Raw genomic sequence first — 12,959 nt, 5'->3', positions numbered from 1 at the left:
CGAGGAGCAACGTGAGCGGCAAGGGCGCACCCGAACTGTCCGTGAAGAACTGTGGCGACCTGCGGGTGGCCGTGATCGCGGCCCAGTGGCACACCCAGGTCATGGACGGTCTGGTCAACGGCGCGCTGCGCGCCCTGGCCGAGCTCGGCATCGACGAGCCCACCCTGCTCCGCGTGCCCGGCAGCTTCGAGCTGCCCGTGGTCGCCAAGGTGCTCGCGGGCCGCGGGTACGACGCGGTGGTCGCGCTCGGCGTGGTCATCCGCGGCGGCACCCCGCACTTCGAGTACGTCTGCCAGGGCGTCACCCAGGGCCTGACCCAGGTCTCCATCGACACCGGTGTGCCCATCGGCTTCGGCGTGCTGACCTGCGACGACGAGCAGCAGGCGCTGGACCGTGCGGGCCTTGAGGGCTCGAACGAGGACAAGGGCCACGAGGCGGTCACCGCGGCCGTCGCCACCGCCGCCACGCTCCGTTCAGTATCCGAACCCTGGCGCTGAGCCGGCCGGCCCCTCTCCCGCCACCGCCCTTCAGCGGAGGCGCTGCGCGCCACAGTGACATCGACCGCTAGGGTGGGTATCACCATGTCCAAGAAGACTTTCGAGGAGCTCTTCGCCGAGCTCCAGCAGAAGGCCGCCACCGGCGACCCCGCCACTTCCCGCACCGCCGAGCTGGTCCAGTCCGGCGTCCATGCGATCGGCAAGAAGGTCGTCGAAGAGGCCGCCGAGGTGTGGATGGCCGCGGAGTACGAATCGCACGACGCCGCCGCCGAGGAGATCTCCCAGCTCCTCTACCACCTTCAGGTGATGATGGTCGCCAAGGGCATCAGCCTCGACGACGTCTACGCCCACCTCTGATTCACCGCACTTCTCCACTCACCTTTTCTCCCTCCCGCAAAGGAAATCTCTCTCATGCTGCGCATCGCCGTCCCCAACAAGGGTTCACTGTCCGAGCCTGCGTCGGCGATGCTCCATGAGGCCGGCTACCGCCAGCGCAAGGACCGCAGGGAGCTGGTCCTGGTCGACGCCGAGAACGAGGTCGAGTTCTTCTTCCTGCGCCCGCGCGACATCGCGGTCTACGTCGGTTCCGGCAAGCTCGACATCGGCATCACCGGCCGTGACCTGCTGCTGGACTCCGGCGCCAAGGCCGAGGAGATCATGCAGCTCGGCTTCGCCGGCTCGACGTTCCGGTACGCCACCACGCCCGGCACCGCCAAGGACGTCAGCGAGTTCGGCGGCATGACCGTCGCGACCTCCTTCTCCGGGCTGGTCACGCAGCACCTCGCCGACAACGGCGTGGACGCCTCCGTCGTGCACCTCGACGGCGCGGTGGAGACCGCCATCCAGCTGGGCGTCGCCGAGATCATCGCCGATGTCGTGGAGACCGGCACCACCCTGCGCAACGCGGGCCTGGAGATCATCGGCGAGCCGATCCTGAAGTCCGAGGCCGTCGTCATCCGCGGCAAGGGCGCGCCCGTCGACGACCCGAAGGTGCAGCAGTTCCTCCGCCGCATGCAGGGCGTCCTGGTGGCCCGCCGCTACGTGATGATGGACTACGACATCCGCGTCGAGCACGTCGAGAAGGCCGTGGCCCTCACCCCGGGCCTGGAGTCCCCGACCGTCTCCCCGCTGCACCACGAAGGCTGGGTCGCGGTCCGCTCGATGGTCCCCTCCAAGGACGCCCAACGCATCATGGACGAGCTGTACGCCCTCGGCGCCCGCGCGATCCTCACCACCGGCATCCACGCCTGCCGCCTCTAGAGCCTGCTCCCGGGCTCCTCCGACCGCCCCCGCACGGCCGGGCCGCACGCACCGCCTCGCGGCCGGCGTACGGCCCGCGCCGCCACCCCGCCACGGAAGACGACGACGTGTCCGCGCCTCTGCCCGACCTCCCGGTGACCTTCCGGCCCGCCCGCACCCGTGCCGTCCTGTACGTCGTCGGCATCGCCCAGCTGGTGGCCCTCACGATCATCGCGTTCCTGCTGCCGGCCCTCAGCGGCGGCGAGCGGATCAGCTTCGTGTTCACCGGACTGATCGTGCTGGGCGTCCTGCTGCTGCTCGCCCGGCCCAAGGTCGTGGCCACCGAGCGCGGCATCACCGTCGTCAACCTCACGACCAGGCGCACGCTGGCCTGGGCGGAGGTCCTGCGGGTGAATCTGCGGGTCGGGGACGCCTGGGTCCATCTCGACCTCGCCGACGGCACGAGCCTGCCGGCGATGGGCATCCAGCCCGGCATCGCCAAGCAGCAGGCCGTGCAGGACGCCCGTACGCTGCGCACTCTCGTCGAGACGCACGGCAGCGGCGACCACGCCGGCTGACCGGTTTCCCCCGCCGTACCGATCAGGGCGGACCGAATCTGCGGCATACCGCACGCCCGTCCGCTCTCCCCTTGCCACGCCCGGCCTGTTTACTCTGTAGCCCGGGGCCGTGCCGCGGCCCCGCCCCCTCGCGGGGACCCTGCGACCCGAGGAGTGACTCCTTCCAGCAATGGACGGATCGTCCTGTAGTACCTGCGCCGCCCCTCCCGGACAGCGCCCGCGCACCGCGGCTGTCCTGAGCACCACGGAGGCGGCGGCATGACAGTTCCGCTGCTGTTGCTCGCCGCGGCCTTCGTGCTGATCCTGGCCAACGGCTTCTTCGTGGCCGCCGAGTTCGGCCTCGTCACCGTCGAGAAGGCGGCCGCCGAACGGGCTGCCGACGCCGGTGACCGCCGCGCCCGTACGGTCGTCACCGCGCTGCGCGAGCTCTCCTTCCAGCTCTCCGGCACCCAGCTGGGCATCACCATCACCTCCCTGGTGGTCGGCATGCTCGCCGAGCCCGCCCTCGCCGACCTGCTCGGCGGGCCGCTCGCGGCGACCGGGCTGCCCGCCGGCGCGGTGCCCGGCATCGCCGTCGTCATCGGCATGCTGCTGGCCTCCGCCGTCCAGATGGTCATCGGCGAGCTGGTCCCGAAGAACTGGGCGGTCTCCAAGCCGCTCACGGTCGCGCGCTTCGTCGCCGGGCCGCAGAACGCCTTCTCGCGCTTCTTCCGCCCGGTCATCGCGCTGCTCAACACCGTGGCCAACCGCCTCGTGCGGGCCATGGGCGTGGAGCCCACCGACGAGCTGGCCTCGGCCCGTACCCCCGGCGAACTGGTGTCGCTGGCCCGGCACTCCGCGCAGGCCGGCGCCATCGAGCAGGACACCGCCGACCTGTTCGTCCGGACCCTCTCGCTCGGGGAGCTGAGCGCGGAGAACGTGATGACCCCGCGGGTGCGGGTCTCCGCGCTCCAGTCCTCCGCGACCGCCGAGGACGTCCTGAACCTCACCCGCGCCACCGGCCTGTCCCGCTTCCCCGTCTACCACACCCGGATCGACGAGGTCGTCGGCATGGTCCACCTCAAGGACGCGCTCGCCGTGCCCGCCGAGGAGCGCCTGCGCACCCCCGTCGGCCGGATAACGGTCGCGCCGCTGCTGGTGCCGGAGAGCCTGCCGGTGCAGCCGCTGCTGGAGCGGCTGCGCAGCGAACAGCCGATCGCCGTGGTCGTCGACGAGTACGGCGGCACGGCCGGCGTGGTGACCCTGGAGGACATCATCGAGGAGCTGGTCGGAGAGGTCCGCGACGAGCACGACCACGCGGACCTGCCGGAACTGGTGCTCGCGCCCGCCGAGGACGGCCATCCCGCCTGGGACGCCGACGGCGGCTGCCGCGTCGACACCCTCCGCAGGATCGGGCTGGCCGCTCCGGACGGCCCGTACGAGACCGTGGCCGGTCTGGTCGCCCACACCCTCGGCCGGATCCCCGCCTCCGGGGACATCGCCGAGCTGGACGGCTGGCGGCTGCGGGTGCGGCTGGTCGCGCACCACCGCGCCGACCGGGTGCGCCTGATACGTACGGGGCCGGCGCCGACCGCCGTCGCCGCGCAGGCCGGCGAGCGGGCAGGTGTCCGATGAGCGCACTGCAGCTGTTCGCCGCCGCCCTCCTCGTCCTCGCCAACGGCTTCTTCGTCGGCGCGGAGTTCGCACTGGTCTCCGTACGCCGCAGCCAGATCGAGCCGCTCGCCTCCGAAGGCTCCAAGCGGGCCAGGCGGGTGCTGTACGGCCTGGAGAACCTGCCGCAGATGATGGCCGCCGCGCAGTTCGGCATCACCGTCTGCTCGCTCACACTGGGCGCGGTCGCCGAGCCCACCGTGGCCCGGCTGCTGGAGCCGCTCTTCCACGCCGTGCACCTCCCCGAGGCGCTGATCCACCCGCTGGGCTACGCCATAGCCCTCGCCCTGGTGGTCTTCCTCCACCTGGTGATCGGCGAGATGGTGCCGAAGAACCTCGCGATGGCCGCGCCCGAGAAGACCGCCCTCTGGTTCAGCCCGGGCCTGGTCGTCTTCGCCCGGATGTGCCGCCCGGTCACCGCCCTGCTGGGCGCGTGCGCCCGCGGCATCCTGCGGCTCTTCCGCGTGGAGCCCAAGGACGAGGTCGAGGCGGTCTTCACCACCGAGCAGCTCACCCACCTCGTGGCCGACGCGGGGCAGGCCGGGCTGCTGGACCCGGGGGAGCAGGAACGCCTCTCCGACGCGCTGGAGTTGGGCCGCCGCCCGGTCACCGAGGTACTGATCGACCGCGCGGCCCTGGTCACCGTCGCCCCGTCCGTCACCCCCCGGCAGGTCGAGGAGCTGACCGTGAAGACGGGCTTCTCCCGCTTCCCGGTGTGCGCGCCGGGCGGCGCCTACATGGGCTATCTGCACGTCAAGGACGTACTGGACCTGGAGGAGCGGGACCGTGCGGTGCCGCAGCACATCTGGCACCCGATGACCACGCTGCGCGCCGAATTCCCGCTGGACGACGCGCTGACGGCGATGCGCCGGGCCGCCTCGCACCTCGCGGCGGTCTCCGACGGCGCGGGCCGGGTGCTCGGCCTGGTCGCCCTGGAGGACGTGCTGGAGAAGCTGGTCGGTGAGGTCCGCGACCCCGCCCACCGCGATACGGCTGAGCCCGCCCGCATCGCCGGGCCGCGCGGCGCCGGCGACCTGCGGACCGAAGAGGTGCAGCCGGGGGAGCGGGCGATGGCGGGCTGACGGCTCGCATCGGACGACGGGCGGGCGTGGCTGTCACAGCCGCGCCCGCCCCGCGTTCAGGCCCCGGTCACGCTCCCGGGTCCGGCGCAGGCCCGCGCCCCGACAGCACCTCGCCGTACGCCTGCATCAGATCCGGCAGCCGCAGCGTCGAGAGGTCCTCGCGGGACGGCGTGCCCGACCACGTCGACAGCCGCAGGTCCCGGTACGCGCAGCTCTTCTCGTACAGCGTGCGCAGGAAGCGGCCGTTGCCCAGCTCGTCGATCCAGCCCTGGTCCACGACGTGTCCGGCGATGCTGCGCAGCTCGTCCAGCGACTCCTCGTCCCAGCGGTCGCCGTTGTCGGCCGCCAGCACCTCGCCGATGGCGGTCAGCTCCAGCGGCCGGTAGCTGGGGAAGTCCACCCGGGTGGTGAACCGCGAGGAGAGCCCGGGGTTCGCGGCCAGCAGCCGGTCCATGCCCTCCGGATACCCGGCGAGGATCACCACCAGCCGGTCTCGGTTGTCCTCCGCGCGCTTCAGCAGCACCTGGAGCGCTTCGTCGCCGTACGCGTCGCCCTTGGTGTAACCGGAGTTGGAGAGGGAGTACGCCTCGTCGACGAAGAGCACACCGCCCAGCGCCGAATCGATCAGTTCGTTCGCCTTCACCGCCGTCTGGCCGAGGAACTCGCCCACCAGATCGGCGCGTTGGGCCTCCACGAGATGGTCGCCGCCGAGCAGCCCCAGCGCGTAGAAGACCCGCCCGAGTATCCGTGCCACGGTCGTCTTGCCGGTCCCGGACGGGCCCGAGAAGACGAAGTGCCGCTTGGGCGGCTGGACGGGCAGCCCCTGCCCGGCCCGCAGCCGCGCCATCCGCAGCTGCGCCGACAGCGCCCGCACCTGCCGCTTCACCGGCTCCAGGCCCACCATCCGCTCCAGCTCCTGGAGCGCCTGCTCCAGCAGGACGGGATCGGCGGGACCGGCCGGCAACTGATCGGCGGTGCGCTGCTCCGGTACGCCCTTGACGCGGGCCGGGCCCGGGGCGCCGGCGGCCGGCGTGCCGAGGAGGTCACTGTCGTCCGGCCCGTCCGGATCGGCCGTTGCCAGCAGCTCCCGGCCGTCCACCGGGTCCAGCGGCGCCAGCGGGTCGAGGTCCGCGCCGTTCTCCTGGCCGAGCCCGGCCGGGACGGTGGCCAGGTCGGCGCCCTCCTCCAGCCCGTCGCACTCGGCGATGGCCGCGAGCCGGGCCGCGGTGTCCATGAAGGCCGGATCCACGCGGTGGACGGCGCGATACAGGGGGAGCGCCGCGGCGCTGCGGCCCGTGCCCTCGTGCGCCCGCGCCAGCCAGTACCGCAGCTCCTTGCGCTGCGGCTGCTCGCTGCGGCACCGCATCAGCGCGGCCGACAGCAGTGGTTCGGCCTGGCCGTACATCTCCAGCCGGACCCGCGCCATGCCCCCGAACAGCCCCGACTCGATGCCCAGCAGCGGGTCGTCGATCAGCGGCTCGGTGTGCCGTACGAGCTGCTCCCAGTCCTTGACCAGATACGCGCGGCAGGCGTGCAGGAACCGCACCTGCGGATCGGTGTCGACCGGCGGGCAGCCGGCCAGCGCCTGGTCCAGCTCGGCGACGTGCCGGCCGTCCAGCCAGTGCGAGGCGTGCGCGAGGAGCAGGTCGCGGCCGGTCTCCAGCACCGGCTGCACCCACCAGCCCAGCCAGTACCAGGAGTTCAGGGTGCGGCGGTGGCGGGCGCGCTGCTCGCCGAAGCGGTCGCGGTGCCGGTACATGCGCAGCAGTGCCGTGGTGGTGTCCGCGCGCAGCGCGTGCAGTCCGAGCCAGGCGTCCGCCATCGAGGGGTCGATGCGTACCGCGGCCCGGAACTCCTCCTCGGCCTGCGCGTACGCGCCCATGGTGTACGCGTCCACCGCGCGCAGCCAGGCGAGTTCGGCCGGGGCCGCCGTGCCCTGCGCGCCACAATCCATCCTGTCCCCCACAAAAGATCCCCCGCGCCCGCCAGGTGGCTACCCGGCAGCGGCGTGATCGAAGCAGCGTGCTGTGGACGGGATCTGCACGCCGTCGCGCGCCCGTCGGTTCGTGTCCTCGGGTGGCACGAACTGGCATCGTACCTGCGGTGCGGACGCCTGCCGAAGAGGGCGCAGCGGGGAAGCTGGGACTCGGCGGCGCGAAGGGGCCGGTGACCGAGGGTGAGGGAGAAGCGGCGCGAAGCGCGTGATTCGGGGGATGAGGACAGAACGAAGCCCCCGATCACGGGGGAACAACCGGGGGCTTCGCGTCTGTGGGCGGTCCGTCAGAACCGCACATTGAGAACGTAAGTCCTGTACGGCCCCCAGGTCAAGCCGAGTTGGGGCACTCGGCGGGAGCCTGTCGGCCCTCCTCGGTACACCGGCCCCCGCCCGTCACGGAGTGTGAAGGAATGGGGGAGTCAACGCGCGTCCACCGGCCCCGCAAGCCACTCGTACCCCACCTGCCCCTGTGTCACCAACAGGTCGGCGTGGGGGCGGGAAGGATCGACCGCGAAGTGCGCGCGCTCCGCCGGAATCCAGCCATCCCAAAACCCGGTGAGCTCCGGCCCGTCCCGCCGCCGCCCCCGTGACCAGGCGGTCTCGTCGGGCAGCTCCATCCACAGCAGGCACGCCAGGTGCGGCCGGAGCGCGCGGCGGCCGGCGCCGACGCCTTCCAGGAGCACCACCGGGGCGGGCGCCAGCGTGCGCTCCCGCGCGAAGCGGCGGTGCACCCAGTCGTACACCCCGTACCGCGCGGTCCGCCCCGCGGAGAACGGCTCGATCACCTGTTCCCGCAGCCGCTCATCCCAGCCGAAGAGCTCGTCGTGCGTCGCGAGGTCGTCGAGGTGGATGACGGGAGCCGCCGCCGTGACCTGCCCTGCTTCCGCCGCTGCCCCGGCCGAGGCCGATTCCCCGGCCGCTACCGCTTCCCCCGCCGCTGCCGCTCCGAGCGTCGCCGCCAGCCGTCCCGCGAACGTGCTCTTGCCCGACCCCGCGTGCCCGTCCACGGCCACCAGCCGCACCGGACCGCACGAAGGGGGCAGGGCGCGCAGACGCGCGGCGAGGGCGGCGAGGGAGAGATCGGCGGCACCTTCCATCGGACCAGCGTACGACACTGGTCCACACCAATATTTCGTCGCGCGACGCGCGTCGAACCGCTGGCCGAACCGCGACGGTGCGGTGATAGTTGAGCCACGACTGCCGTGACGCTCATCCCGCACCCGACTGGGGGACCTGACGCCCATGACCAGATACGCTCCCCGCCGCACCGTGCTGGCCGCCGCCCTCGCCGTCGCCGCCGGCGCCGCGACCCCCCTGCCCGCCTTCGCCGCCGGCCGCTCCGGAACGCCCGACCCGCACGGCGCCGCGCACCCCGCCGCCGGCCCCCTCGTGGACTACCACGGCTGGACCGGAGTGGCCGACTGGCTCGCAGGCTCGGGGCAGGGCACCCGCATCGAGCCCGGCGCCCGGCCCGGCGTGCAGATCGCGGTCCCGATCGGCACCATCGACTACCGCGACCCGCACCTGAACAAGACCTCGACGTGGGAGTACGCCACCTGGACCTCCCCGGCCCACAAGCTCAGGGTCCCCGCCACCGAGATCATCGCGTCCTGGAACGCGCACACCCCCGCCGGCACCTGGATCGCCGTCGAGGTGCGCGGCATGTACTCGGACAAGTCCCGCACCCCGTGGTACGTCATGGGCCGCTGGGCCGCGGGCGACCAGGACATCCGCCGTACGTCCGTGGACGACCAGACCGACGACAAGAGCACGGTCTACACCGACACCCTCTCGGTGGACTCCCCGGCGAGCGGCCTCCGCATCGTCTCGTACGAACTGCGCGTCACGCTCTACCGCAAGCCCGGTACGGACCTCACGCCCACGGTGTGGCGGGTGGGCGCCATGGGGTCCGACATCCCCGACCGCTACACCGTCCCCGCCTCAAAGCCGGGCATCGCGCGAGGCCGGGAGCTCGCGGTCCCGCGCTACTCCCAGGAAATCCACAAGGGCCAGTACCCCGAGTACGACAACGGGGGAGAGGCGTGGTGCAGCCCGACCTCGTCCCAGATGATCATCGAATCCTGGGGCCGCCGCCCCAGCCCCGACGACCTGGCATGGGTCAACCCGTCCTACGCCGACCCCCAGGTCTGCCACGCCGCCCGCTACACCTTCGACTACCAGTACGAAGGCTGCGGCAACTGGCCCTTCAACGCCGCCTACGCCGCGACGTACGACAACCTCCAGGGCGTGGTGACGCGCCTGCACTCCCTCACCGACATCGAGAAGCTCATCCACGTCGGCATCCCCGTCATCACCTCCCAGTCCTTCATCGCCTCGGAACTGGACGGCGCGGGTTACGGCACGTCGGGCCACCTGATGACGGTCATCGGCTTCACGCAGTCCGGCGACATCATCGCCAACGACCCCGCCTCCCCCTCCAACGTCGCCGTCCGCCATATCTACAAGCGCCGCCAGTGGGAGGTTATTTGGCTCCGCACCAAGCGCAAGGACGCGAGCGGCGCCGTGAAGTCCGGCACCGGCGGCGTCTGCTACCTCTACTTCCCGGCCAGGCCCACCCCCACCCAGACCCGCGCGCTGCGGGAACTGGGGATCTGCCCGTGACTGACGCGGGAACCAAATCGTCGTGACCTTGGCCGACCGGTGAGGTACTGGGGCGTGTTGCGCGCTTGCGGCGGCTCATCGGTTGGCTGGGCGAGCCGTGTTTTTTGTCGTGTCTGTGAGGAACGGTCAGATTCGCGGGTCTAGTGGCAGATGATTGATCGCTCGCATGTTCCAGCCCGCGGCATCTGGCCGCCGGGCTCGGAGGGCTGCTGACGGTCACTCTGTTACCTGAGCTGGCACCTGCCCCCGCGTGGGCAGCACCCAAGCCAACGGCGAGTGCGGCCGTTCCGAGCGCTGACGACTCTGACGAGAAGCAGGCCACCACCGAGGACGCCGCGCTGGAGCAGGCCAAGCGCACCGGACACAGTGTGGAAGTCACCTCGCTGCGAGGTGAGGCGTCGGACGTCTTCGCGACTGCCGAGGGGAAGCTTGAGGCGCGTCAGTATCTGCGGCCGGTGCGCACCCGTGCAGGCGGGCAGTGGAAGGACATCGACACCGAACTGCCCAAGGGTGATGGCGGGCACGTCGCTCCGAAGGTCTCCACCGTGGGACTGGAGATCTCCGTCGGAGGGGACGGGCCACGGAGCGCGAGGCCGGGCTGCGTGCCCCCAGGACCTGCGCGTGGTCGGCTTCGGCGACACGCTGGTCGCGGTCTGGGCCGATCCGCCGCTGACGACGGTGCGGCAGCCGTCGTGCGAAATGGCGGCGGCCGCCATCGAGTTGGCCCTCGCGTGCGGCCGCGGGGAGTGAGTTCCGCAGCTCGGCCTGGAGAGCGCCTTGGAACTGGTGGTCCGCCGGAGCGCGGCCCCGCCGCAGAGCGGGCGGTCCCGCCGGCGAATGGAGCGCGAGGGTGTCCGTGCGTCCCAGGTGCGCCCTGTTGCCCTCTCGGTCGCCCGTTCATCACAGGTGTCGAAACTTTCGCGAAGCGGGGATGGAAACTTTTGCGGGCAGAGCATTGACCGGGCACCGTCAAGCGCCTCATCATTCCTACGTCCGGAGGTCCGGCTGTTGTTCGGTATATCGGCCGTGCGTCGGACGAGACCAGTCTGAGCTGTACAGGCGGCCGAATCCGCCCGCTCCACCGCATGCGCTCCACCCCCCATTTCCTGATCCGGTGAGGCTCCCCCGACTCAGCAGCCACGGTCCTCGTGCGGCCGGGCGCACCAGATGTCGTGAGGCGAGTCCATCGGTCGAGTCACGAGGAGTTGCCCATGCTCTTACCGCATCGTCTCCGCCCCCGCCCCTGTCGCCGCCGCGCCTATGTGGCCCTGCTCATCGCCCTGTTCACGGCGTTCTTCGCCGTGCCCGCCGAGGGAGCGACGCCGGCGGGCACCCTCCAGCAGGGCCTGCCGAGCAGCTTTCGGTGGTCTTCCACGGGGCCGCTGATCTCGCCGCAGCCGGACGGCAGCAACTCGGTCGCCGTCAAGGACCCGTCGGTGGTCCAGGACAAGAACGGCAGATGGCACGTCTTCATGACCACCGCTGCGCGCGGCTCCGGTGACTGGAGCCTGGCCCAGACCAGCTTCTCCGACTGGTCCCAGGCCGCCGGCGCGAAGCAGACCCACCTGGAGACAGCCTCCGCCATCGGCCCCGGCTACCGCGCTGCCCCGCACGCCTTCTACTTCGCCCCCAAGGACGAGTGGTACCTCGTCTACCAGACCGGGCTGCCGTCGTACTCCACCACCAAGAACATCAACGACCCGACCAGCTGGTCGGCGCCGAAGAACTTGATGAACAGCATGCCCGACGTCGTCCGGCAGAACATCGGCAACGGCAACTGGCTCGACTTCTACGTGATCTGCGACGACGCGAAGTGCTACCTGTTCTCCGCGGACGACAACGGACACGTGTACCGGTCCGAGACCACCGTCGCCAACTTCCCCAACGGCTTCGGCAACACCAAGATCGTGCTCCAGGACTCCCGCTTCGCGCTGTTCGAAGGAGGCGCGGTCTACCGCGTCAAGGGCACCGACACCTACCTGCTGATGTGGGAGGCCATCGGTTCCGACGGCAACCGCTACTACCGCTCCTACACCGCCAAGGGCCTGACCGGCACGTGGCAGCCCCTCGCCGCCACCGAAGCCAACCCCTTCGCCCGCTCCACCAATGTCACCTTCCCGGGCGGGGCCTGGACGAAGGACATCAGCCACGGCGAGCTGATCCGCGCCGGCAACGACCAGACCATGACCATCGACCCCTGCCACCTCCGGCTTCTCTACCAGGGCAGGGACCCCAACTCCGGCGGTGAGTACTCGCAGTTGCCCTACCGGCTCGGCCTGGCCACACAAACCGGCTCCGCCTGCTGAGACCCCCTCACCCCCACGAGGAGTCACGCATGTCGTTAAGACGACGCACCTTCCTCGGCCTGTCCGCGGCCGCGACAGTCGGCCTGAGCACCCCTCTGCTCGGCTCCGGATTGCACCGTGCCTACGGCGCCGGCCCGGCGGCGCCCGCCCGGGAGTTCGCCGTCGGAGTGCGCCAGTTCAACTGGAGCCGAGGTGCCCGCTCACTGTTCACCAAGGTCTTCTACCCCACCCCCGGCACTCCCGGCGGCGCCCCCGTTCCCAACGCCCCGCTCGCCGACGGTGTGTTCCCCGTCGCCGAGTGGAGCCACGGCATGGGCGGCAACTCCGACTCCTACGCCTCGCAGACCCATGCGATAGCCTCCGCCGGCTTCATCTGCCCCGCCCCCTCGTTCTCCGACAACACCAACCTCGGCTCCGTCTACGGAGGCGAATGGTCGAAGGACGTCTCCGAGGTCATCACCCGGACCCTGGCGCTCAACGACGCCACGGGCGGTCCCTTCGCCGGACGCATCGACACAGCGGCCGGCGTCGGCGTCTCCGGGCACTCCATGGGCGGCATGACCACCCACGGCCTGGTGACCGCATGGCCCGACGACCGCATCGTCGCCGCCGTCCCGGTCGCCTGCGTGGACATGGGCGACCCCGCGGCCTCAGTCCGTGCAGGCGTGCTGTTCATCCACGGCGACCAGGACCCGACCTGCGACTACGCCCTGGCCCGACGGGCGTACGCGGAACTGCCCGCGCCCAAGGCGTTCCTCACCCACGTCGGCGCGGACCACGCCGCGTACCTGAACCCGGGGTTCCCCGCCTTCGACCGGACCCAGAACACCCTCGTGGACTGGTTCCGCTGGCGCCTGTACGACGACACCGCCGCCCGCGACCGGCTACCCGCCGACGCCACCGGCGACGGAACCCGCTGGGAATCCGCTCTGGCCTGACGGCCGGCGGCCGTACGAGGACATGCCCTGCACGGACACCCACCCCCACCA

The 12,959-nt window shown here is 71.4% G+C and carries 12 protein-coding genes; 10 read left to right on the top strand and 2 right to left on the bottom strand.

The window, feature by feature from the left end:
- The first annotated feature begins 11 nt into the window (after positions 1–11).
- The 6 genes from ribH to ACIGQF_RS04700 all read left to right on the top strand — a co-directional run bounded on the left by ribH (position 12) and on the right by ACIGQF_RS04700 (position 5,046).
- Complete coding sequence (gene ribH, locus ACIGQF_RS04725; RefSeq protein WP_361562262.1) at positions 12–497, top strand: 6,7-dimethyl-8-ribityllumazine synthase; 486 nt, start codon at positions 12–14, stop codon at positions 495–497.
- An 84-nt stretch (positions 498–581) separates the two neighbouring features.
- Entirely contained in the window at positions 582–854 is a 273-nt protein-coding gene (locus ACIGQF_RS04720) for a phosphoribosyl-ATP diphosphatase (RefSeq protein ID WP_030251465.1), read from the top strand.
- 54 nt (positions 855–908) lie between these two features.
- Positions 909–1,757, top strand: coding sequence for an ATP phosphoribosyltransferase (gene hisG, locus ACIGQF_RS04715; protein WP_030610537.1), 849 nt, complete (start codon positions 909–911; stop codon positions 1,755–1,757).
- A gap of 107 nt (positions 1,758–1,864) precedes the next feature.
- Complete coding sequence (locus tag ACIGQF_RS04710) at positions 1,865–2,314, top strand: PH domain-containing protein (protein WP_399705528.1); 450 nt, start codon at positions 1,865–1,867, stop codon at positions 2,312–2,314.
- Between the two features lie 258 nt (positions 2,315–2,572).
- Positions 2,573–3,928, top strand: a complete 1,356-nt coding sequence (locus ACIGQF_RS04705; RefSeq protein ID WP_399705526.1) for a hemolysin family protein — start codon at positions 2,573–2,575, stop codon at positions 3,926–3,928.
- Entirely contained in the window at positions 3,925–5,046 is a 1,122-nt protein-coding gene (locus ACIGQF_RS04700; protein WP_399705523.1) for a hemolysin family protein, read from the top strand. Before ACIGQF_RS04705 ends, ACIGQF_RS04700 begins: the two co-directional genes overlap by 4 nt.
- Before the next feature lie 67 nt (positions 5,047–5,113).
- Here the strand turns inward: ACIGQF_RS04700 and ACIGQF_RS04695 are convergent, their stop codons facing one another.
- Both ACIGQF_RS04695 and ACIGQF_RS04690 read right to left on the bottom strand, forming a co-directional pair.
- Positions 5,114–7,000, bottom strand: coding sequence for an AAA family ATPase (locus tag ACIGQF_RS04695; protein ID WP_399705520.1), 1,887 nt, complete (start codon positions 6,998–7,000; stop codon positions 5,114–5,116).
- Positions 7,001–7,461: 461 nt separating this feature from the next.
- Entirely contained in the window at positions 7,462–8,139 is a 678-nt protein-coding gene (locus ACIGQF_RS04690) for a uridine kinase (protein WP_399705516.1), read from the bottom strand.
- A gap of 145 nt (positions 8,140–8,284) precedes the next feature.
- Here ACIGQF_RS04690 and ACIGQF_RS04685 point away from each other — a divergent pair, with 145 nt between their 5' ends.
- From ACIGQF_RS04685 to ACIGQF_RS04670, 4 genes are all read left to right on the top strand, one after another.
- Positions 8,285–9,664 (top strand): C39 family peptidase, encoded by a 1,380-nt coding sequence (locus ACIGQF_RS04685; RefSeq protein WP_399705513.1) that lies wholly within the window; start codon positions 8,285–8,287, stop codon positions 9,662–9,664.
- 621 nt (positions 9,665–10,285) lie between these two features.
- A complete protein-coding gene (locus ACIGQF_RS04680; RefSeq protein ID WP_399705510.1) occupies positions 10,286–10,414 on the top strand; it encodes a hypothetical protein in 129 nt (42 codons plus the stop codon).
- A gap of 461 nt (positions 10,415–10,875) precedes the next feature.
- Positions 10,876–11,970, top strand: a complete 1,095-nt coding sequence (locus ACIGQF_RS04675) for a non-reducing end alpha-L-arabinofuranosidase family hydrolase (RefSeq protein ID WP_399705508.1) — start codon at positions 10,876–10,878, stop codon at positions 11,968–11,970.
- A gap of 29 nt (positions 11,971–11,999) precedes the next feature.
- Positions 12,000–12,908, top strand: a complete 909-nt coding sequence (locus tag ACIGQF_RS04670) for an alpha/beta hydrolase family protein (RefSeq protein WP_399705505.1) — start codon at positions 12,000–12,002, stop codon at positions 12,906–12,908.
- The last annotated feature ends 51 nt before the right edge of the window (positions 12,909–12,959 follow it).

Origin of the sequence: Streptomyces sp. NPDC053560 (assembly GCF_044544605.1) — a bacterium.
Taxonomy (GTDB): domain Bacteria; phylum Actinomycetota; class Actinomycetes; order Streptomycetales; family Streptomycetaceae; genus Streptomyces.
Note: the sequence above shows the minus strand (reverse complement) of the source record. Positions and strands in the feature narration are given on the sequence as shown.

Excerpts from the sequence above, each read along its gene's own strand:
- ACIGQF_RS04720 (WP_030251465.1), top strand. The coding sequence starts at position 582 with ATGTCCAAGAAGACTTTCGAGGAGCTCTTCGCCGAGCTCCAGCAGAAG.
- hisG (WP_030610537.1), top strand. The coding sequence starts at position 909 with ATGCTGCGCATCGCCGTCCCCAACAAGGGTTCACTGTCCGAGCCTGCG.
- ACIGQF_RS04705 (WP_399705526.1), top strand. The coding sequence starts at position 2,573 with ATGACAGTTCCGCTGCTGTTGCTCGCCGCGGCCTTCGTGCTGATCCTG.
- ACIGQF_RS04700 (WP_399705523.1), top strand. The coding sequence starts at position 3,925 with ATGAGCGCACTGCAGCTGTTCGCCGCCGCCCTCCTCGTCCTCGCCAAC.
- ACIGQF_RS04695 (WP_399705520.1), bottom strand. The coding sequence starts at position 7,000 with ATGGATTGTGGCGCGCAGGGCACGGCGGCCCCGGCCGAACTCGCCTGG.
- ACIGQF_RS04690 (WP_399705516.1), bottom strand. The coding sequence starts at position 8,139 with ATGGAAGGTGCCGCCGATCTCTCCCTCGCCGCCCTCGCCGCGCGTCTG.
- ACIGQF_RS04685 (WP_399705513.1), top strand. The coding sequence starts at position 8,285 with ATGACCAGATACGCTCCCCGCCGCACCGTGCTGGCCGCCGCCCTCGCC.
- ACIGQF_RS04675 (WP_399705508.1), top strand. The coding sequence starts at position 10,876 with ATGCTCTTACCGCATCGTCTCCGCCCCCGCCCCTGTCGCCGCCGCGCC.
- ACIGQF_RS04670 (WP_399705505.1), top strand. The coding sequence starts at position 12,000 with ATGTCGTTAAGACGACGCACCTTCCTCGGCCTGTCCGCGGCCGCGACA.